This window comes from Bacillus aquiflavi (genome assembly GCF_019915265.1).
Taxonomy (GTDB): Bacteria; Bacillota; Bacilli; order Bacillales; family Cytobacillaceae; genus Bacillus_BT; species Bacillus_BT aquiflavi.
Genome location: NZ_CP082780.1, coordinates 1,060,758 through 1,080,399 on the forward strand (window position 1 = coordinate 1,060,758; position 19,642 = coordinate 1,080,399).

A 19,642-nucleotide genomic window follows, 5' to 3' on the forward strand; every position below is an offset into this window, starting at 1 on the left:
TAGATTTGGAAAAAAGGGGTAAGAAAGGGGAAAGAGTGTGCAAAAAATATTAATTGCGAATAGGGGAGAAATTGCGTCACGGATAATCAAAACATGTCATGAAATGAACATCGATACGGTTTGTATATTTTCTGATGCCGATCGGGATCTACCCTTTGTTAAGGAGGCGAAAAAAGCAGTTCATATTGGGGAGGCGCCTGTTAACAAATCTTATTTAAAAATGGATAAAATAATTGAAATAGCGAAAAAGGAACAAGTGGATGCCATTCACCCAGGCTATGGACTTCTATCAGAAAATGCAGAGTTTGCTAGAAAAGTAGAAGAGAGCGGGATCATCTTTATCGGCCCTTCTCCAAAAACAATTGAACTAATGGGTGATAAAATTGCCTCAAGGCAAACGATGAAACAAGCAGGAGTTCCGGTTGTTCCTGGCAGTGATGAGGGAGTAAGTACGTTAGAAGAGGCGTGCTTATTGGCAAATTCGATCGGTTATCCAGTTATGTTAAAGGCTAGCGGCGGCGGTGGCGGGATTGGCATGGTATTTTGTGAAAATGAGCAAGCGCTCGTTAAGTCCTATACTTCTACAAAAGGACGAGCAAAGGCTTATTTCGGTATCGATACACTATTTATTGAAAAATATTTTCATAAAGCACGACATATTGAGGTGCAAATTTTTGGCGATAAAGAAGGAAATCTCGTCCATCTTTTTGAGCGTGAGTGTTCTATTCAAAGACGTCATCAAAAGGTAATTGAAGAATCTCCCTCACCTTTATTATCTGAAAGTACGAAACAGAAAATGTTTGCAACAGCAATTAAGGCAGCAGCAGCTGTCCAATATGTCAATGCAGGAACAGTTGAGTTTATTGTTGATGAGCAGGAAAACTTTTATTTTCTTGAAATGAATACACGTCTTCAAGTAGAGCATCCTGTAACAGAACAAACAACGAATCTCGATCTTGTGAAGTGGCAAATTATTGTGGCTAGAAATGAAAGGCTTCCACTTTTCCAAAATGAAATTATTCAAAAAGGACACGCGATTGAATTTCGCATCTATGCGGAAGACCCGAAAACCTTTTATCCATCTCCGGGGAAAATTGACGTTTTCAATATAAAAACAGGTGATGGGATAAGAATCGATAAAGGATATGAGGCAGGATGCACCGTAACTCCTTATTATGACCCGATGATTGCGAAGTTTATTTTTAACGGGAATTCAAGAGAAAAGACACTCCAAGTAGCAAATGAATATTTTGAAGATTTCCAAATTACAGGTATTAAAACAAATGTTCCGCTTTTTCGAGAAATATTATGCGATGAGGAGTTTATTAAAGGGGATTATTCGACTTCTTATCTAAAGAATAAGCAATTTTTAACTAAATAAAAAATTGAAAGGAGAATTATTTTTATGAAAGAAATTACAGCAACAATGGCAGGTACAGTTTTAAATATTCTTGTTTCAGCAGGCGAAGAAGTAACAGCAGGTCAAGAGGTGTTAATGCTAGAATCAATGAAAATGGAGATTCCAGTAGAAAGTAGTCATTCTGGAAAAGTGAAAGAGGTTAAGGTTAACGTAGGCGATTTTGTTAATGAAGAAGATACTTTAATCATTTTTGAATAATTTTTTTAAAATGATATAAAAAAGAGGAGGCATAACAATGACAGCACCAAACTTATTAGAAGAATCGTTAAACGAAAAAATTCACAAAATTGAAGCTGGCGGTCATAAGAAATATCATGAAAAGCTTCAAGCACAAAATAAAATGTTTGTTCGTGATCGATTAACTTTGTTATTTGATCATGGCGAGTATGAAGAAGATGGGAAGTTTGCTAATTTTCAAGCTGGTGATCTACCAGCAGATGGTGTTGTAACAGCGATTGGCAAGATAAATGGTCAAACAGTGTGTGTAATGGCAAATGATTCAACCGTAAAAGCTGGTTCGTGGGGAGCACGAACAGTTGAAAAGATTATTCGTATTCAAGAAACAGCTGAAAAACTAAAAGTGCCGATCCTTTACTTAGTCGATTCTGCGGGCGCACGGATTACTGATCAACTTGACATGTTCCCAAATCGCCGCGGAGCAGGACGAATATTTTATAATCAAGTAAAGTTATCTGGAATGGTACCGCAAATTTGTCTTCTTTTTGGTCCATCTGCTGCTGGAGGTGCATATATTCCAGCATTTTGCGATATTGTCATTATGGTTGAGAAAAATGCCTCAATGTATTTAGGTTCACCGAGAATGGCTGAAAAGGTAATTGGTGAAAAAGTGACTTTAGAAGAAATGGGCGGGGCTCGCATGCACTGTACGATAAGCGGCTGTGGGGATATCCTTGTTACCGATGAAAAAGAGGCAATTACAAAAGCACGCAAGTACTTAACGTATTTCCCTGCAAATTTTAAAAATAAAACGCAAAAAATAGCTGGTGTAATGCCAAAGCAAGGGCGTGAATTAGAAGAGATCATTCCTCAAAATCAAAATGCACCATTCGATATGTATGAGTGTATTGATTCGTTAATTGACGAAAATAGTTTTTTTGAAATTAAAAAGCTGTTTGCTCCTGAATTAATCACTGGGTTGGCTAGAATTGACGGTCGGGTTGTCGGAATTATTGCGAATCAGCCTAAAGTTAAAGGAGGAGTATTGTTTATTGATTCTGCTGATAAAGCAGCTAAATTTATTCAGCTTTGTGATGCCTTTCATATCCCGTTACTTTTCCTTGCTGACGTTCCAGGGTTTATGATCGGTACAAAAGTTGAGCGTGCAGGAATTATTCGACACGGGGCAAAGCTTATTGCTGCGATGAGCTCAGCGACTGTTCCGAAAATTTCAGTTATCGTAAGAAAAGCATATGGAGCCGGCTTGTATGCAATGGCAGGTCCTGCGTTTGAACCAGATTGTTGTATCGCACTGCCAAGTGCACAAATTGCTGTCATGGGACCTGAGGCAGCCGTAAACGCAGTCTATTCGAACAAAATTAACGAGATTGAAGATCCGAAAGAACGAATGGCTTTTGTAAAAGAAAAACAGCAAGAATATAAGGAACATATTGATATTTATAAACTAGGTTCTGAATTAATTGTCGATGAAATTGTAGCACCGTCGCAGCTAAGAGAGATACTCGTCCAAAGATTTGATTTGTATGAAACGAAAGAAATGCAATTTAGCACACGTAAACACCCAGTTTATCCAGTATAATTCATTTTTTTAATAATGAATCCCTTTTTCGGCTTAATGAAAAAGGGATTTACTTATTTAGAGCATAAAAAGTTTTATTCTGCTAAAATATTAAGTAAAAATGTTTCGAGGGGATTGTATGGAAATTGGAATTATCGGAGGGGGATCACTCGGTCTGTTATATGCTTTTTATCTTGCAAAAACGAACAAGATAACTGTTTATACAAGAACAGAGGAGCAGGCTAAAAAGATTTCTTTAGAAGGGATTGTCGTAGTTAAAGATCATAAACAGGAAGTTTGCTCGGTACACGCTCTTCCTTTTTCAAACTGGAACGGAACAGAAGATTTAATTATTGTTACTGTAAAACAATATCAACTTTCAAATATTATTGTCGAATTAGCGAAAAAGCGCACTGTAAAAAAGAGCAGCATCTTATTTTTACAAAATGGAATGAGCCATGTTAACTTATTGAACAAACTCTCAAATTGGAATATCTTTTTAGGTACAGTTGAGCATGGAGCATATCGGCTTAATGTGAATACCGTTAAGCATACTGGACTTGGAAAGACAAGGGTTGCTATTTATCAAGGAGAAGTCGAGCTCCTTTTGCAATTACTACACCATTCTGACAAAAGCTTTCCTTTTATATTTGAAAAAAACTATGAGACCATGTTAACGAAAAAACTTGTTGCTAATGCAGTTATTAATCCCTTAACAGCTGTTTTAAATGTCCGTAATGGTGAGCTTATAGAAAATCCACAATATTACCAAGTGTTAACGTCATTATTTTTTGAATTTTGTAAAGTATTAAATCTCGAAAACGAAGAGAAGTGGTTGAAGCATATTATGTACATTTGTAAAAGTACTGCAAAAAATCAATCTTCAATGTTGAAGGATGTGCTAGAAGGCAGACAGACAGAAGTAGATGCCATTTTAGGATATTTATTAACTGAAGCAAGAAAGAAACAAATCGAAGCCCCATTAATTAACACTTTCTATCTTTTAGTAAAAGGTAAAAGTGGTCCAAGTAAATAATTTACATTCGTTTTTTGTAAATAGTTATTTACTTCACATTGTTCTATTTGCTGCGTTTCGTGCCAGCATTATTTTGTTAACAAAGAATGAAGTTTTTAAGCAATTTTTTTTATTTTCCTTCATGTGAATGCTATACTCAATAAGAATAAAATCGTTCACTAGAAAGGAAGTCAATGAATGGAGATTTTAAATCTCACTTTACCAGCGACAAATCGCTTTGCTACACAATATACAAAAGAACAATCAAAAATACATAAGTTTTTTAACTATTCACATACAGATAACGAAGCCTATAAACTTCGGTTGAATGATTTGCACGAGAGAACGTTTAACCGGGGTGAGTTAGTAAGTGTGATTACAAATTTTATGAAACGTTTTCCGTCATCTCATCAAGTGGAAAAATCAATTGAAAAGCTTCGTCAACAAAATAGTGTCGTAGTGATCGGCGGTCAACAAGCAGGATTACTGACAGGTCCTTTATATACGGTGCATAAAATTATTTCAATTATCGCTCTTGCCGAACAGAAGGAGAAAGAACTAGGTGTACCAGTTGTTCCTATTTTTTGGATTGCTGGAGAGGACCATGATTATGATGAAGTGAACCATGTGTATGCAGAAAGTAATGGTAAGCTAACGAAATTTGTTTATCCAGAAAGCTGTGTAGAGAAAAGAATGGTTTCGCATATTCCGATTAAAAAAGATATTTGTTATCAATGGGTTGAGGAAATTGTAGAAACGTTTGGAGAAACAAATTACACAAAAAAATTACTGAATTTTACGAAACAGATTGTGAATCAATCTTACAATAATAGTAGATTTTTTTGCTCACATTGTAATGGAATTGTTTAAAGATTTCGGTCTTCTTATCGTCGATTCAGGAGATAACAACTTAAGAAGGCTTGAAAGAGAGCTCTTCATCAAACAAATTCATTTGTGGGAACAGCTGAGTCAGTCTGTTATTAAACAACAAGAGGAACTCGCTAAGCTTGGATTTAATCGGACCATTTCAATAAACACACAGTCGGTTAATTTTTTTTATTATGATAACCAAGAACGGGTTTTATTAGAGTTTGATAAGGAAAGACAGCTTTTTGTTGGTAAAAATGGCGTGCATCATTTTAATACGGACTCAATGCTTGAACTTGCAAGAAATCACCCTGAAAAGTTAAGTACAAATGTAGTAGCGAGACCGTTAGCTCAAGAGTATTTATTTCCGACATTGGCGTTTATTGCTGGTCCAGGGGAAATTGCCTATTGGGCAGAGCTTCAAAAAGCGTTTGAACTTTTTAATTTGAAAATGCCGCCAGTTGTTCCACGGCTAAATATAACGATTCTTGATCGATCAATTGAAACGAATATGAAAGAATTAGAGCTTGATCTTTATGAAGTACTCTCATCTGGAACACAAATGAAACAAGCTGAATTCCTTGAATCTGTAAAAGACACTACGCTTGAACATTTATTTGAAGAAACGAAACGGGATTTAAGAGACAAATATAAAAATATTGAACAGAGACTAATAACATTAGATAGAGGATTGTTACCGCTTTTACAAAAAAACGAGCAAATCATTCAGTCGCAGATAGACTTTATGAGTAAAAAGATTGAAGCATCGCTTAAAGAACAGCATAATGTTATTTTAAAAAAATTTGAGCAAGTGGAAAATGCCTTAAAGCCGCTAGGCTCTCCTCAAGAACGAATTTTAACAGGATATTTCTATATTAATAAATATGATTTTGATTTTATTCGAGATTTAACTAAATTGCCATATCAATTTGATGGGAAGCACAAAGTTGTTATAGTGTAGAAAAAATTTAATCGCGCTGTATTTTGCAAAAAAGTGTAGAGTTATGAAAGATAAAGAACATAACTTTGCACTTTATTTTTTTTGTTATTTTCTAGAATGGAAATAATTACTAAAGCTCGAGCGATTAAAACAGCAATTGGTTTTCTGTTAAATAACGATAAGTTAAACAGATAACAAAACTTAACAATCATTTTTTATCAACCCACTTTGTAATGGTAAGAAGGTGCATATACTTTTAACTTATTTTTGAAAATAACAGCTATAAAAGCAGGAATTTATTGGTCGTCATAGAATATTAAAATACAGTGGTGAAAAGTGGGGGAATGTGGTACATTTTAAATAGAAAGTGGGGGTAGTGCCATGTTCATGGGTGAATACCATCATAATGTAGATAGCAAAGGCCGTTTAATCATACCTGCTAAATTTCGTGATAGCCTTGGAGATACATTTGTTTTAACCCGTGGCTTGGATCAATGTTTATTTGGCTACCCACTAAATGAATGGGCCCTCATAGCGGAAAAGCTGAAGGCATTACCATTAACAAAAAAAGATGCCCGTGCTTTTACAAGTTTTTTTTCTTCTCGGGTGCAACAGAGTGTGAATTGGACAAACAAGGGAGAATTAATATATCAGCCCCGCTTTTTCAATATGCAAAGCTGGAAAAGGAATGTATTATTTTAGGAGTTTCCAATCGAATTGAAATCTGGAGTAAAAATATTTGGGAAGATTATTTCTCTGAATCCGAGGATTCATTTGCAGAAATAGCAGAAAATATGATTGGGTTTGATATATAATTTAACATCTCGTTTTTGCTCAATCTTAAGACAACATGTTCGATTGGAAGGTGGAAAAGATGTTTCAACATAAAACAGTTTTACTTCATGAAGCAGTAGAAGGATTAAACATTAAATCAGATGGTATTTATGTAGACTGTACATTAGGCGGTGCTGGTCATTCAGAAGCAATTGCTGCCAAACTTACTGAAGGTGGTCATTTGATTGCATTCGATCAAGATGATGTTGCGATTCAAAATGCAAAAAATAAATTGTCTGCTTACGAGGACAAAGTAACAATTATAAAAAGTAATTTCAAGTTTTTACAAGAAGAGCTAGAAAAATTAGGTGTTTATAAAGTTGATGGCATTTTGTACGATTTGGGCGTCTCATCTCCGCAGTTAGATAATCCGGAGAGGGGATTTAGTTATCATGATGATGCTCCGCTAGATATGAGGATGGATGAAACATCACAATTAACAGCATTTGAAGTCGTCAATGAATGGCCATATGAAAAACTTGTAAAAATATTTTTCCGCTACGGTGAAGAAAAATTTTCGAAGCAAATCGCTCGAAAAATAGAAGCTGTTAGAACAAAGAAACAAATTGAGACAACAGGTGAGCTAGTAGAGATCATTAAAGATGCAATCCCTGCCCCAGCAAGGAGAAAAGGAGGGCATCCGGCAAAGAGGATATTTCAAGCAATTCGGATAGCCGTGAATGATGAACTAGCAGTATTCGAAGATTCATTAAATCAAGCGATTGAATTACTTAATCCGAAAGGACGAATTTGTGTTATCACATTTCATTCATTAGAAGACCGTATTTGTAAGGTGACATTTAAAAAAAGGAGCGAGCCTATTCAATTACCTCCTGGAATGCCAATGATTCCAGCGGAATATAAGCCTAGCTTAAAACTAATTACAAGAAAACCGTTTATCCCGACTGAGGAAGAGATTCAGCTAAATAATCGTGCACGTTCTGCAAAATTAAGGATAAAAAAAAAAAAACAATAATTATAATTTAGACAGGAGGACTAACATGGGGAATTTAGCACGGAAGCTTGAACAGGACCACCAGCGTTCTACCCAAGTTCAAACAACAGCAGTTGTAAAAAAACAACGATTTACATTAGGAGAAAAAATCCTTGCATTAATATTTGGTGCCGCTGTTTTCATTGGAGCAACTCAAATGATCTCCTATCAAGCTTCGATTTACGAAATAAATAAAGAAATACAGCAAATAGAAAACATCAATTAAAGAACAAGAAAAAACAAATGGCGATTTAACAATCCAAGTGAGTGAATTAAGTACTTACGAACGTATTTGGGAAAAGGCTCAGAAACTTGGATTGAAATTAAATGAAAATAATGTCAAGGTTGTGCAGGACTAATGAAAAGCAAGCAGCCAAATATGAATTTAGGAGCAGCGCTATTATTTGTAATATTTAGTCTGCTCTTTTTTTTGTCTTGTTGCTCCGCTTTTTTTTATTCATTCAAGTTACTGGTGAAGCCGGCGGCCAAGTGCTAGCTGCAAAAGCCGAACAAAAATATAAGAAGGAACGTATCATTGATGCTTCAAGAGGATCAATTTTTGATCGAAAAGGAGAGGTTATTGCCGAAGACATTGTCGGATACAAACTTGTTGCGATATTGGATGAATCATTGACAACTAACCCTAAAAAGCCTAAACATGTTGTTTATCCTAAAACAACAGCAAAAGCACTTGCAAAACATATTGATATGGATGAACCTGATATTTATGAAATTTTAACAAAAGAGAAACGATATCAAGTAGAATTTGGACGAGCTGGTCGGGATATTTCTAATAAAACGAAGCAGGAAATTGAAAAGTTAAAGCTTCCAGGTATTACATTTGTCAGGGATACGAAGCGATTTTATCCGAATGGGATATTTGCCTCTCATCTTATAGGATATATTGAGAAAAAAGAAGATAAAAACGGAAAAATTAAAACGGCTGGTAAGTTAGGGCTGGAAAATAGTTTAGAAGGTTATTTAAAAGAAACGGATGGAAAAATCAGTTTTGAAAGTGATTTATGGGGGTATTTGCTCCCGAATGGTAAGGAAAAAATTACGCCTCCAAAACACGGAAGTAATGTGTATTTAACAATTGATAAAATTATTCAAACGTTTTTAGAAGATTCAATGAACAAAGTGGCTGAGGAATATAAACCCAAAAAAATAATTGGCATCGTTGCTGATGCAAAAACAGGGGAAATATTAGCAATGGGACAGCGGCCAACCTTTCATCCAAATTCGCGAGAAGGAATTGAAGATTCATGGCATAATGAAGCTGTTGAAAACTCGTATGAACCGGGTTCAACTATGAAAGTATTTACTCTTGCAGCTGCTATTGAAGAAGGTGTTTTTAATCCGAACGAAACATTTAAATCTGGTGCTTATGTAGTTGGACGAGATAGAATTCATGACCATAATCGGTACGGCTGGGGACAAATTTCTTATCTTGAAGGAGTTCAGCGCTCATCTAACGTAGCTTTTGCAAAGATAGCCCTAGAAAAGCTTGGAGAAGAAGCTTTTTATGATTATTTATTAGAATTTGGGTTTGATCGTCCGACTGGAATCGAGCTTCCAAATGAAGTAGGCGGTAAAATTTTATTTAATGTTCCGATTGAAGTAGTAACAACTTCGTATGGCCAAGGAACAGCCGTTACACCAATTCAACAAATTCAAGCAATGACTGCAATTGCAAACGATGGAAAGATGAGAAAGCCTCAAGTGTTAAAAAAGATTGTCGATCCGAACAGCGGGAAAGTGATGAAAGAAGTAAAATCAGAAGTTGTATCGACGCCAATTTCGGCTGAAACGGCTAAAAAAGTTCGTGATATTTTGGAAACTGTTGTTACCTCACCAAAAGGAACGGGTACCCTTTATCAAATTGACGGGTATCAAGTAGCTGGAAAAACAGGAACTGCGCAAATACCTGGACCAGATGGAAGATATTTATACGGTCATAACCAATATGTATACTCCTTTCTTGGAGTAGCTCCAAAAGATGATCCGAAATTGATTATGTATGTTGCGGTCCAAGAGCCTTCTCATGAAAATGGCGTAAATGGTGCAGTTCCTGTCGCAGAGGTATTTAATTCCGTGATGAAACATAGTCTGCAATATTTGAATATAGAACCTTCAGAAGTTAAAAAAGCAACGGCCCGTTCAATTCCGAATCTCGTTGACCAGCCAGTTGAAGAAGCAAAAAGCTTATTAGAGGAAAGCGGATATGAAGCTGTTGTAATTGGAGAAGGCTTAACAGTAGCAGAGCAAAATCCACCTTCGAAAACAACATTACTTGAAGGGCAAAAAGTAATAATTAAAACTGATGGTAATATGATTATGCCCGATATGATAGGTTGGTCATTACGTGATGTCATGAAAGTAGTGAAACTTGCAGAACTTAAGCTAAAGATAACTGGAAATGGATATGTGATAAAACAAAATTTAAGTCCGGGCTCATTTATGAACAAGGGAGATGAAATAAACGTTAAGTTAGAGGAACCGTCAAAGACATATGGCGGCGAAACTGAAGGCAATGATGAAAAAGCTAAATCTAAAGGCAATGATAAAAAAGCTAAATCTGAGGGTAATGATGAAACACCTGAATCTGAAGGTAATGATAAAAAAACTGAATCTGAAAACATGACCCAAGAGGACTCGTAAATCGTTCTATAAAAAAAGTACAAGCATATATTTGAATGGGAGTTATAAAGAGGAGGTTCATTCAAAATATGCGTGTTTCTAATGTAACTGTAAGAAAACGATTAGCGATTACTTTACTAGTAGGTATACTCATTTTTATCATTATCGATATTCGTTTAGGATACGTTCAATTTGTATTAGGCAACATGTTAACAGATAAAGCGAAAGATTCATGGAGCCGTAATATTCCATTTGAACCTAAGCGGGGGGAGATTATTGATCGAAATGAAGTTCCCTTAGCTACAAATATGAGTGCACCTACTGTATACGTGGTCCCGAGGCAAATAAAAGATCCAGTTGAAACTGCCGAAAAGCTTGCAGCGATATTAAATATCCAGAAAGAAAAAGCGTACAAGCATATAACAAAGAAAGAATCGATGATCCGAATTCCTGAAGGACGAAAAATTTCTCATGAAAAAGCAAAAGAAATTAGAGCGTTAAATTTAAAAGGAGTTTATATAGCTGAGGATACTAAGCGACATTATCCATTTGGACATTACTTATCCCATGTGTTAGGGTTTGCTGGAATAGATAACCAAGGGTTAATGGGATTAGAACTATTTTATGACAAAGAATTAAGCGGTAAAAAAGGATATGTAAAGTTTTATGCGAATGCAAAAGGTGAACGAATGAACGATATGGCAGATGATTATCAATCGCCCATTGAAGGAATGAATTTAAAGTTAACGATCGATTCACGAATTCAAACGATCGTCGAGCGTGAATTAGATTTGGCACAAGCACAGTATGACCCGGATGGAATTATCGCGATTGCAATGAATCCAAATAACGGTGAAATATTAGCGATGTCTAGTCGTCCCGATTTTGACCCAGCAAATTTTAAAAATGTTCCTCCAGAAGTATATAATCGAAACTTACCTGTATGGAGTACGTATGAACCAGGTTCAACTTTTAAAATTATCACTTTGGCGGCTGCTTTAGAAGAGGGAAAAGTTGATTTAGAAAAAGATCACTTTTACGATCCGGGTCACGCAGAGGTGGGAGGAGCAAAACTGCGGTGTTGGAAAAAGGGCGGTCACGGTCAACAATCTTACCTTGAGGTTGTCCAAAATTCATGCAACCCTGGTTTTGTTGAACTTGGGGAGCGCCTTGGTAAAGAGAAACTTTTTAAATATATCAAAGATTTTGGTTTCGGACAAAAAACTGGAATAGACCTTCAAGGGGAAGGAACAGGTATATTATTTAACCTTGATCGAGTTGGACCGGTTGAACAAGCAACGACCTCATTCGGTCAAGGTGTTTCCGTCACACCAATTCAGCAAGTAGCAGCAGTAGCAGCTGCGGTTAATGGCGGCACATTATACACTCCTTATATTGCAAAGGAATTGATTGATAGTCAAACAGGAGAGATTGTCATGAAAAAATCGCCAGTTGCCAAACGTCGTGTTATTTCTGAAGAAACATCGAAGAAAATAAGATATGCACTTGAAAGTGTTGTTGCCCAAGGAACAGGGAAAAATGCATTTGTAGAATCTTATCGTGTCGGCGGTAAGACTGGAACAGCCCAAAAAGCGAAAGATGGGAGATATTTAGAAAATAATCATATCGTTTCTTTCATTGGCTTTGCCCCAGCAGACGATCCCCAAGTCGTGATTTATGTCGGGGTTGATAATCCGAAAGGAACAGTTCAATTTGGAGGAACCGTCGCGGCCCCGATCGTAGGCAAAATAATCGAGGATAGTATGCTTGCACTTGACGTGAAGCCTAGGAAAGGACAAATTGAAAAAGAATTAACATGGTTAGACACGCCTCTAATAGAAGTGCCTGATTTAATTGGTCTAACAGAAAACGAAATGAAACAGCAACTCGTAAATCTTAAATTCGATATTAGCGGCAATGGCAACAAAGTTGTAAAACAAATGCCGGAAGCTGGTGCTAAAATAAAAGAAGGCTCAACCGTTAGAGTCTATTTAGATGAGTAAAAGCTCCATAAAATAATAAAAAACAAACAAAAATAGCTTTCAGCCTATATTTATTGTAAAATATTAAAGCGTTGAGAGATTTATTTTTAATTAGCTATTTCTGATGCGGAATTGAGAGGACATGATACAAAAATGAAATTACACAAACTGCTTCAATATTTACATCCATTAGTTCCAATTGAAGGAGAAAACCCTGAAATTCAATCTATAGATAATGATAATCGCCAAGTTCAACATGGAAGTTTATTCATTTGTATTAAAGGATACACGGTTGACGGTCATGACTTTGCGATGTCTGCGGTAGAAAAAGGAGCTGTTGCTGTCATAGCAGAAAAACAACTGCCTTTACCTGTCCCAGTTATCATTGTAAGGGATACGAAGCGGGCGATGGCTGTTCTTGCTGATGCATTTTATCGGCAACCAAGCCACGACCTTCACCTTATCGGTATTACGGGAACTAACGGAAAAACAACAACAAGTCATTTAATTGAGAACATCTTTCGAAATGCAAATCAAAAAACGGGTCTTATTGGAACAATGTATACAAAAATTGCTGAGAAAACTTTTGAAACAAAAAATACAACACCAGAGAGTTTGACTTTACAAAAAACTTTTGCACAAATGGTAAATGAAAAAGTAGAGACAGCAGTTATGGAAGTTTCTTCACACGCATTACATTTAGGCAGGGTTCACGGGGTTGATTTTGATATCGCAGTATTTACAAATTTAACCCAAGATCACTTAGACTATCATAAGACAATGGAAGAGTATAAGAAAGCGAAAGGATTGTTGTTTTCTCAGCTCGGTAATACTTTTAAATTTAATAAACCGAAATTTGCAGTGTTAAATGAAGATGATCCGATTTCAAATGAATATCAAATGGCAACTGCAGCGTATATTTTTACGTACGGTATTGAAAATGAAGCAGATGTAATGGGAAAAAATTTACAAATGACAGCTACTGGTACGAGTTTTGATTTAATTACACCATTTGGAAACGAGAATGTTTCTATTCAAATGGTCGGCAAGTTTAGTGTTTATAATGTACTTGCAGCAATATCAGCAGCTTTAGTATCAGGAATACCGCTAAAGAGTATTATTTCGACAATTGAAAGTGTTAAAGGTGTTTCAGGACGCTTTGAATTAGTTGATGCAAATCAAGACTTTACAGTAATTGTTGACTATGCCCATACTCCAGATAGTTTAGAAAATGTGCTAAAAACTGTTCAGCAGTTTGCAAGAAAAAGAGTATTTGTCATCGTTGGATGCGGTGGTGATCGTGATAAAACAAAGCGTCCATTAATGGCGAAAATTGCCTGTAAATACGGATCAGATCCAATATTTACTTCTGATAATCCAAGAAGTGAGGATCCGCTCCAAATTATTAAGGATATGGAAGCAGGAGCTGCAGAGTATCAATATGTTTCAATAGTTGATAGAAAAAAAGCAATCAATTATGCTGTAAAAAATGCAAGTGAGGGTGACGTGATTATCATTGCCGGAAAAGGACATGAAACGTACCAGCAAATCGGCAATAAAGTATTTGACTTTGATGATAGAATTGTGGCGAAAGAGGCGATAAAGGAGCGAATTTAATTGCTTTTAAAGTATGGTGACTTTAAACATTTATTTCCCAAAACAAAAGGAATTCAGGATGAAAAGCTTGAATTTTTTACAGTCGCTACAGATGCTAAGTTTTCACAACCTAAAGGATTGTTCATTCCTTTAGGATTAAATGCTGGGGAACTAAACAAAGCGATTACAAACGGTGCAATTGCGACAATTTGGAATATACACACTGATGTTCCCCACTATAAGCCAAATCATTTTCCGATTTTTTTTACAAATGATATAAATAAAAGCTTAATTGATTTAATGGAACTTTATTTAATTAAACTAAAGAATATAGAGAGTGGTAACATGACAAATTTTTTATTTTCTAGAAAAGGGCTTCTTAATGAAAAAAAAGACACATATAGTGTATCTGATATGAAAGAAAATCTTCAGCAAATCATTACGTATATGAAATTAGAGCAAAGGGGGTAAAAAATGTTGGAGCAAGTGATTGTTTTTACAATTATTATGGGTTTTTTAGTGACTGTACTTCTGTCTCCGATTTTTATTCCCTTTCTCAAAAGATTGAAATTTGGTCAAAGTATACGTGAGGAAGGACCGAAGTCACATCAGAAAAAATCTGGGACACCAACTATGGGCGGGATTATGATTCTTCTTTCTATTGTTATTACATCTTTAGTAATGACAGGGAAATTTGCTGAACCAACGATAAAAACATACTTATTACTTATTGTAACAGTTGGTTTTGGTCTTGTAGGATTTTTAGACGATTTTATTAAAGTAGCGATGAAGCGTAATTTAGGTTTAACATCTCGGCAAAAATTAATTGGTCAAATCATTATTTCTGTCTTTTTTTATTTAATCCTGAAGCAAAATGATTTATCAACAGCAGTTACGATCCCGTTGCTTGATTATTCTATTGATTTAGGTTTCTTTTACGTATTTTTTATTATTTTTTGGCTTGTAGGCTTTTCCAATGCAGTGAATCTAACAGATGGCTTAGACGGACTTGTTTCTGGTTCGTCCGCAATTGCGTTTGGTGCATTAGCTGTTCTTGCTTGGAATCAATCGCAGACGGATATTGCCATATTTTCTGTGGCGGTTGTAGGTGCGGTCTTAGGGTTTCTTGTCTTTAATGCTCATCCTGCAAAAGTATTTATGGGGGATACAGGTTCACTTGCTTTAGGGGGAGCGATCGCAGGGATCGCGATTTTAGCAAAGCTTGAAATCATTTTAATTATTATCGGTGGAGTATTCGTAATAGAGACATTATCTGTCATATTACAAGTCATTTCTTTTAAAACGACAGGAAAAAGAATATTTAAAATGAGCCCGCTCCATCACCATTATGAATTGGTCGGATGGTCTGAATGGCGGGTTGTTGTTACGTTTTGGACAGTAGGTCTATTGTTGGCAGTACTCGGAATTTATATTGAGGTGTGGATGTAATTGAAACAGATCAACGATTATCGTCATCGTAAAATTTTAGTATTAGGTTTAGCAAAAAGCGGTGTTAGTGCTGCATCTCTTCTACATAAATTAGGTGCATTTGTCACAGTGAATGATAAAAAACCTTTTTCTGAAAATGTTGAAGCGCAACGCTTGTTAGAGCAAGGTATAAAGGTTATTTGTGGTGAACATCCGATTGAGCTTCTTGATGAAGGATTTGAGCTTGTCGTTAAAAACCCAGGAATTCCTTACAACAATCCAATTGTTAAAAAAGCAGAAGAGCTTCATATTCCAATTATTACTGAAGTTGAATTGGCTTATCAAATTTCTGAGGCTCCATTTATTGCGATAACCGGTACGAATGGAAAGACTACAACGACAACCCTTATTTATGAAATGTTAAAGGCGGCAGAAAAGAAAGTGTTAATTGCGGGCAATATCGGAACAGTAGCATCTGATGTGGCCCAAACAGCAACTGACGATCAAACAATTGTTCTCGAGCTTTCTTCTTTTCAATTAATGGGGATCGATACGTTTAATCCAAAAGTTGCAATTTTAACAAACATATACGATGCTCATCTTGATTATCACGGGACAAGAAAAGAATATGTTAAGGCAAAGGGGAATATTACAAAAAATCAAGCAAAAAAAGAATATTTTATTGTCAATTATGACCAAGCAGAAGTAATGGAAATAGCTCACAAGTCAAAAGCGATGCTTATTCCTTTTTCAACAAAAGAAGAGCTTCATAATGGAGTTTATGTAAAAAAGATAATGCCATTTTTTTTAATGATGAAAAAATCATTCAGATTGAAAAAATCGCTTTACCGGGGAAGCATAACTTAGAAAATATATTGTGTGCTATTGCTGCTGCAAAACTCTTTAATATTAGCAATAACGCGATTAATACTGTTTTACATACGTTTAGGGGAGTTAAGCATCGACTTCAATTTATAGAAGAAATAAATGGACGGAAATTTTATAACGATTCAAAAGCAACGAATATTTTAGCAACAACAAAGGCTCTTCAATCGTTCACACAGCCAGTTGTTTTATTAGCTGGAGGATTAGACAGAGGTAATGAATTTACTCAATTAATTCCATATTTAAACAATGTAAAAGCGTTGATTACATTTGGACAAACAGCTGAAAAGTTAGAGGAAATCGGGAGAATGGCAGGAATAAAAGCAATTTCTCGTGTCGATAATGTTGAAGAAGCAGTACCAAAAGCTTATGCGCTTTCAAATGAAGGAGACGTGATTTTATTATCTCCTGCATGTGCAAGTTGGGATCAGTACAAAACTTTTGAAATACGCGGAGACATTTTTATTAAAGCGGTGCATAAGCTTAAGTAAGGGCTTGTCTAATCATTTACCATGTAATGTGAAAGCTTTGATTGTCGGCATAAATAGACACGCCCTAAAACTTGTTATTGAGGTGTTTTGTGTTGCCGAAAAAAAAATCAACTCCCGACTTTATTTTAATTATTTTAACATTATCTTTATTAACAATTGGACTAATTATGGTTTACAGCGCAAGTGCAATATGGGCAGATTATAAATTTGAAGACTCGTTTTTCTTTGCAAAAAGACAAATGCTTTTTGCTGGGATTGGAGTCATTGCTATGTTCTTTATTATGAATATAGACTATTGGTCGTGGCGTACGTGGGCAAAAATAATTATTATCCTTTGTTTTGTCTTGTTAATTGCTGTGTTAATCCCTGGGATAGGTAATGTTCGAAACGGTTCACGAAGCTGGATTGGCGTTGGTGCATTTTCAATTCAGCCGTCTGAATTTATGAAATTAGCGATGATTACATTTTTAGCTAAGTTTTTATCTGAACGGCAAAAACTAATTACGTCTTTTAAAAAAGGGCTTCTTCCTTCGTTATCATTAGTCTTTTTAGCATTTGCATTAATCATGCTTCAGCCTGATCTTGGAACAGGTACAGTGATGATTGGGACTTCTATTATCATGATTTTTATCGCAGGAGCACGAATAAGTCATTTTATTGGATTAGGGCTTATTGGAGTAGCAGGATTTGTTGCACTAATCTTATCAGCTCCATATCGAATGGCGAGGATTACATCTTTTTTAGATCCGTGGCAAGATCCTCTTGGCAGTGGTTTCCAAATCATTCAGTCTTTATATGCAATTGGACCAGGGGGGTTATTTGGACTCGGCCTGGGGGAAAGCAGGCAAAAATTCTTTTATTTACCAGAACCGCAAACTGATTTTATATTTGCGATTTTAGCTGAAGAGTTAGGCTTCATTGGAGGTTCTTTTATTATTTTGTTATTCTCACTATTATTATGGAGAGGGATTCGCATTGCCCTAGGTGCACCTGATTTATATGGGAGTTTTCTTGCAGTCGGGATTATTGCAATGATTGCAATTCAAGTTATGATAAATATTGGAGTTGTAACGGGATTAATGCCAGTAACAGGGATTACGTTACCGTTTTTGAGTTACGGAGGTTCATCTTTGACATTAATGTTGATGGCTGTTGGAGTACTGCTCAACATAAGTCGACATGCTAAGTATTAAAAAAGCCCTTGTTCGAATACGATCATACAAGGAGTTTGTTAGGAAGTAACAGCTTATCGCCTTCTAGAACAAGTGAAAATGTCTGTCAAGTCAAGGATGCACACGAAATGGAAGTGGATAGAACGTTTGTTCACTAACAGAAGTGCACGGGAACGAAGAATGCGAGTGTTTGTCAACAGTCTGAAACCCTGATTAGACAGGTTTTCTTTTTATCTAACACTTTTCATAATTCCTTAGTCTGACTGACTGTTTCATAATCGAGCTCGTTTAAATCTCCAGTAAATGAGTAGTTTTTTAAAATCTGAGGACAATTTTACATTTACATGACATTGTTAGATTCGCTTCGGTTAAGTATTAAAATATAGTAGAATAGGTAAAAAAGAAGTGATTTTTAGCACATGTAAGGTTTACGTTAACCTCTTTAAAATCTCTTCAATGAGGTGAGAAAATGAAAGTAGTTGTAAGTGGAGGGGGAACCGGAGGGCATATATATCCAGCACTTGCCTTAATACGGGAAATTCAAAAGAAAGAGAAAAACGTCTCTTTTATATACATAGGAACAGAAAATGGCTTGGAGAAAAAAATAGTGACAAGAGAAAAGATTCCATTTAAATCAATACATATTACAGGATTTAGGCGAAAACTATCTTTTGAAAATATGAAAACTGTTTATCGATTTTTAAAAGGCGTTCGAGATAGTAAAAAGATATTAGCACAGTTCAAACCTGATGTAGTCATTGGCACAGGTGGATATGTATGCGGACCCGTTGTTTATGCCGCTGCAAAGCTCGGCATCCCAACGATTATTCACGAACAAAATAGTGTGCCAGGTTTAACAAATAAGTTTTTAAGTCGATACGTCGATAAGATTGCAGTTTGTTTTAACGAAGCAAAAAACTTTTTTCCGAAAGAGAAAGTCGTGATGACGGGTAACCCTCGAGCTTCGGAAGTTGTTCATCAAGATGGGGAAAAAGGAAGAATATCTGCAGGATTAACGACATGTATGCCAGCAGTACTAATTTTCGGAGGAAGCCGCGGTGCACGACCTATTAATGAAGCTGTAATCAAATCTCTCAATATTCTTCGAAACAAACCATACCAAGTGCTATATGTGACTGGTGAGGCCCATTATAGCGAAGTGAAGAAAGAAGTAGACTTAATAGGAAATCCTAAAAATGTTGTAATCAAACCTTTCATCCACAATATGCCAGAAGTGTTAGCAGGCATAGATTTAACAGTTGCTAGAGCTGGAGCGACTACGTTAGCGGAACTCACTTCTCTTGGCATTCCAAGTATCCTTATTCCTAGCCCTTATGTCACAAATAATCATCAAGAAAAAAATGCCCGTGCGTTATGTGAACATGGCGCAGCAAAACTGTTGTTAGAAAAAGATTTAACAGCTGCCAAGTTAATACAACAGATTGATATTGTCATGGATCAAGAAGTACTTACAAAAATGAAAACTGCAGCCAAAAATCTTGGCATGCCAAATGCTGCAAGCAATCTTTACCGTTTGATGATCGAACTAATCGAAAAAAAACAGAGGTAGTTTTACAGATATATGTGCATAGAATGTTACGAGACAATTATGATGAAATGTA

The 19,642-nt window shown here is 35.9% G+C and carries 16 protein-coding genes and 2 pseudogenes; all 18 read left to right on the forward strand.

All coding sequences use genetic code 11. The features are described from left to right. Positions 1 to 37 precede the first annotated feature (37 nt). A complete protein-coding gene (locus K6959_RS05380) occupies positions 38 to 1,381 on the forward strand; it encodes an acetyl-CoA carboxylase biotin carboxylase subunit (RefSeq protein WP_223087840.1) in 1,344 nt (447 codons plus the stop codon). A 24-nt stretch (positions 1,382 to 1,405) separates the two neighbouring features. After that, complete coding sequence (locus tag K6959_RS05385) at positions 1,406 to 1,618, forward strand: biotin/lipoyl-containing protein (RefSeq protein WP_163242272.1); 213 nt, start codon at positions 1,406 to 1,408, stop codon at positions 1,616 to 1,618. Between the two features lie 37 nt (positions 1,619 to 1,655). Next, positions 1,656 to 3,197: an acyl-CoA carboxylase subunit beta gene (locus K6959_RS05390; RefSeq protein ID WP_163242271.1), complete on the forward strand. Its 1,542-nt coding sequence runs from the start codon at positions 1,656 to 1,658 to the stop codon at positions 3,195 to 3,197. Between the two features lie 118 nt (positions 3,198 to 3,315). Then, complete coding sequence (locus tag K6959_RS05395) at positions 3,316 to 4,212, forward strand: 2-dehydropantoate 2-reductase (RefSeq protein WP_223087842.1); 897 nt, start codon at positions 3,316 to 3,318, stop codon at positions 4,210 to 4,212. Positions 4,213 to 4,389: 177 nt separating this feature from the next. Continuing rightward, positions 4,390 to 5,061 (forward strand): bacillithiol biosynthesis protein BshC, encoded by a 672-nt coding sequence (locus tag K6959_RS18845; RefSeq protein ID WP_262421898.1) that lies wholly within the window; start codon positions 4,390 to 4,392, stop codon positions 5,059 to 5,061. Continuing rightward, a complete protein-coding gene (gene bshC, locus K6959_RS18850; protein WP_262421899.1) occupies positions 5,048 to 6,019 on the forward strand; it encodes a bacillithiol biosynthesis cysteine-adding enzyme BshC in 972 nt (323 codons plus the stop codon). Before K6959_RS18845 ends, bshC begins: the two co-directional genes overlap by 14 nt. A 360-nt stretch (positions 6,020 to 6,379) precedes the next feature. Further along, positions 6,380 to 6,813, forward strand: a pseudogene (gene mraZ / locus K6959_RS05405) (division/cell wall cluster transcriptional repressor MraZ). Positions 6,814 to 6,872: 59 nt separating this feature from the next. After that, entirely contained in the window at positions 6,873 to 7,808 is a 936-nt protein-coding gene (gene rsmH, locus K6959_RS05410) for a 16S rRNA (cytosine(1402)-N(4))-methyltransferase RsmH (protein ID WP_223087843.1), read from the forward strand. A 25-nt stretch (positions 7,809 to 7,833) separates the two neighbouring features. Further along, on the forward strand, positions 7,834 to 8,052 hold the full coding sequence (locus tag K6959_RS19535; protein ID WP_316252524.1) for a hypothetical protein: 219 nt from the start codon (positions 7,834 to 7,836) through the stop codon (positions 8,050 to 8,052). Positions 8,053 to 8,089: 37 nt separating this feature from the next. Beyond that, a complete protein-coding gene (locus K6959_RS19540) occupies positions 8,090 to 8,185 on the forward strand; it encodes a hypothetical protein (RefSeq protein WP_316252525.1) in 96 nt (31 codons plus the stop codon). A gap of 130 nt (positions 8,186 to 8,315) precedes the next feature. Then, positions 8,316 to 10,487: a penicillin-binding transpeptidase domain-containing protein gene (locus K6959_RS05420; protein WP_316252526.1), complete on the forward strand. Its 2,172-nt coding sequence runs from the start codon at positions 8,316 to 8,318 to the stop codon at positions 10,485 to 10,487. Positions 10,488 to 10,555: 68 nt separating this feature from the next. Continuing rightward, entirely contained in the window at positions 10,556 to 12,469 is a 1,914-nt protein-coding gene (locus K6959_RS05425; protein ID WP_163242264.1) for a stage V sporulation protein D, read from the forward strand. A 132-nt stretch (positions 12,470 to 12,601) separates the two neighbouring features. Continuing rightward, positions 12,602 to 14,065: a UDP-N-acetylmuramoyl-L-alanyl-D-glutamate--2,6-diaminopimelate ligase gene (locus K6959_RS05430; protein WP_163242263.1), complete on the forward strand. Its 1,464-nt coding sequence runs from the start codon at positions 12,602 to 12,604 to the stop codon at positions 14,063 to 14,065. Further along, the gene (locus K6959_RS05435) at positions 14,066 to 14,515 is read left to right on the forward strand and encodes a hypothetical protein (protein WP_223087845.1); all 450 of its coding nucleotides are present in this window, start codon (positions 14,066 to 14,068) and stop codon (positions 14,513 to 14,515) included. It begins immediately after the preceding gene. 3 nt (positions 14,516 to 14,518) lie between these two features. After that, the gene (mraY, locus tag K6959_RS05440; RefSeq protein ID WP_223087846.1) at positions 14,519 to 15,493 is read left to right on the forward strand and encodes a phospho-N-acetylmuramoyl-pentapeptide-transferase; all 975 of its coding nucleotides are present in this window, start codon (positions 14,519 to 14,521) and stop codon (positions 15,491 to 15,493) included. Further along, positions 15,494 to 16,848 (forward strand): annotated as a pseudogene (gene murD, locus K6959_RS05445) (UDP-N-acetylmuramoyl-L-alanine--D-glutamate ligase). Between the two features lie 92 nt (positions 16,849 to 16,940). Continuing rightward, a complete protein-coding gene (gene spoVE, locus K6959_RS05450; protein ID WP_163242259.1) occupies positions 16,941 to 18,041 on the forward strand; it encodes a stage V sporulation protein E in 1,101 nt (366 codons plus the stop codon). Between the two features lie 448 nt (positions 18,042 to 18,489). Further along, positions 18,490 to 19,590, forward strand: coding sequence for an undecaprenyldiphospho-muramoylpentapeptide beta-N-acetylglucosaminyltransferase (murG, locus tag K6959_RS05455; RefSeq protein ID WP_163242258.1), 1,101 nt, complete (start codon positions 18,490 to 18,492; stop codon positions 19,588 to 19,590). Positions 19,591 to 19,642 lie beyond the last annotated feature (52 nt).

What these genes read in the sequence shown, in the direction of transcription:
- mraY (WP_223087846.1), top strand. Translation starts at nt 14,519, where the DNA reads ATGTTGGAGCAAGTGATTGTTTTTACAATTATTATGGGTTTTTTAGTG.
- K6959_RS05425 (WP_163242264.1), top strand. Translation starts at nt 10,556, where the DNA reads ATGCGTGTTTCTAATGTAACTGTAAGAAAACGATTAGCGATTACTTTA.
- K6959_RS05430 (WP_163242263.1), top strand. Translation starts at nt 12,602, where the DNA reads ATGAAATTACACAAACTGCTTCAATATTTACATCCATTAGTTCCAATT.
- bshC (WP_262421899.1), top strand. Translation starts at nt 5,048, where the DNA reads ATGGAATTGTTTAAAGATTTCGGTCTTCTTATCGTCGATTCAGGAGAT.
- murG (WP_163242258.1), top strand. Translation starts at nt 18,490, where the DNA reads ATGAAAGTAGTTGTAAGTGGAGGGGGAACCGGAGGGCATATATATCCA.
- K6959_RS19535 (WP_316252524.1), top strand. Translation starts at nt 7,834, where the DNA reads ATGGGGAATTTAGCACGGAAGCTTGAACAGGACCACCAGCGTTCTACC.
- K6959_RS18845 (WP_262421898.1), top strand. Translation starts at nt 4,390, where the DNA reads ATGGAGATTTTAAATCTCACTTTACCAGCGACAAATCGCTTTGCTACA.
- K6959_RS05395 (WP_223087842.1), top strand. Translation starts at nt 3,316, where the DNA reads ATGGAAATTGGAATTATCGGAGGGGGATCACTCGGTCTGTTATATGCT.
- K6959_RS05385 (WP_163242272.1), top strand. Translation starts at nt 1,406, where the DNA reads ATGAAAGAAATTACAGCAACAATGGCAGGTACAGTTTTAAATATTCTT.
- rsmH (WP_223087843.1), top strand. Translation starts at nt 6,873, where the DNA reads ATGTTTCAACATAAAACAGTTTTACTTCATGAAGCAGTAGAAGGATTA.
- K6959_RS05390 (WP_163242271.1), top strand. Translation starts at nt 1,656, where the DNA reads ATGACAGCACCAAACTTATTAGAAGAATCGTTAAACGAAAAAATTCAC.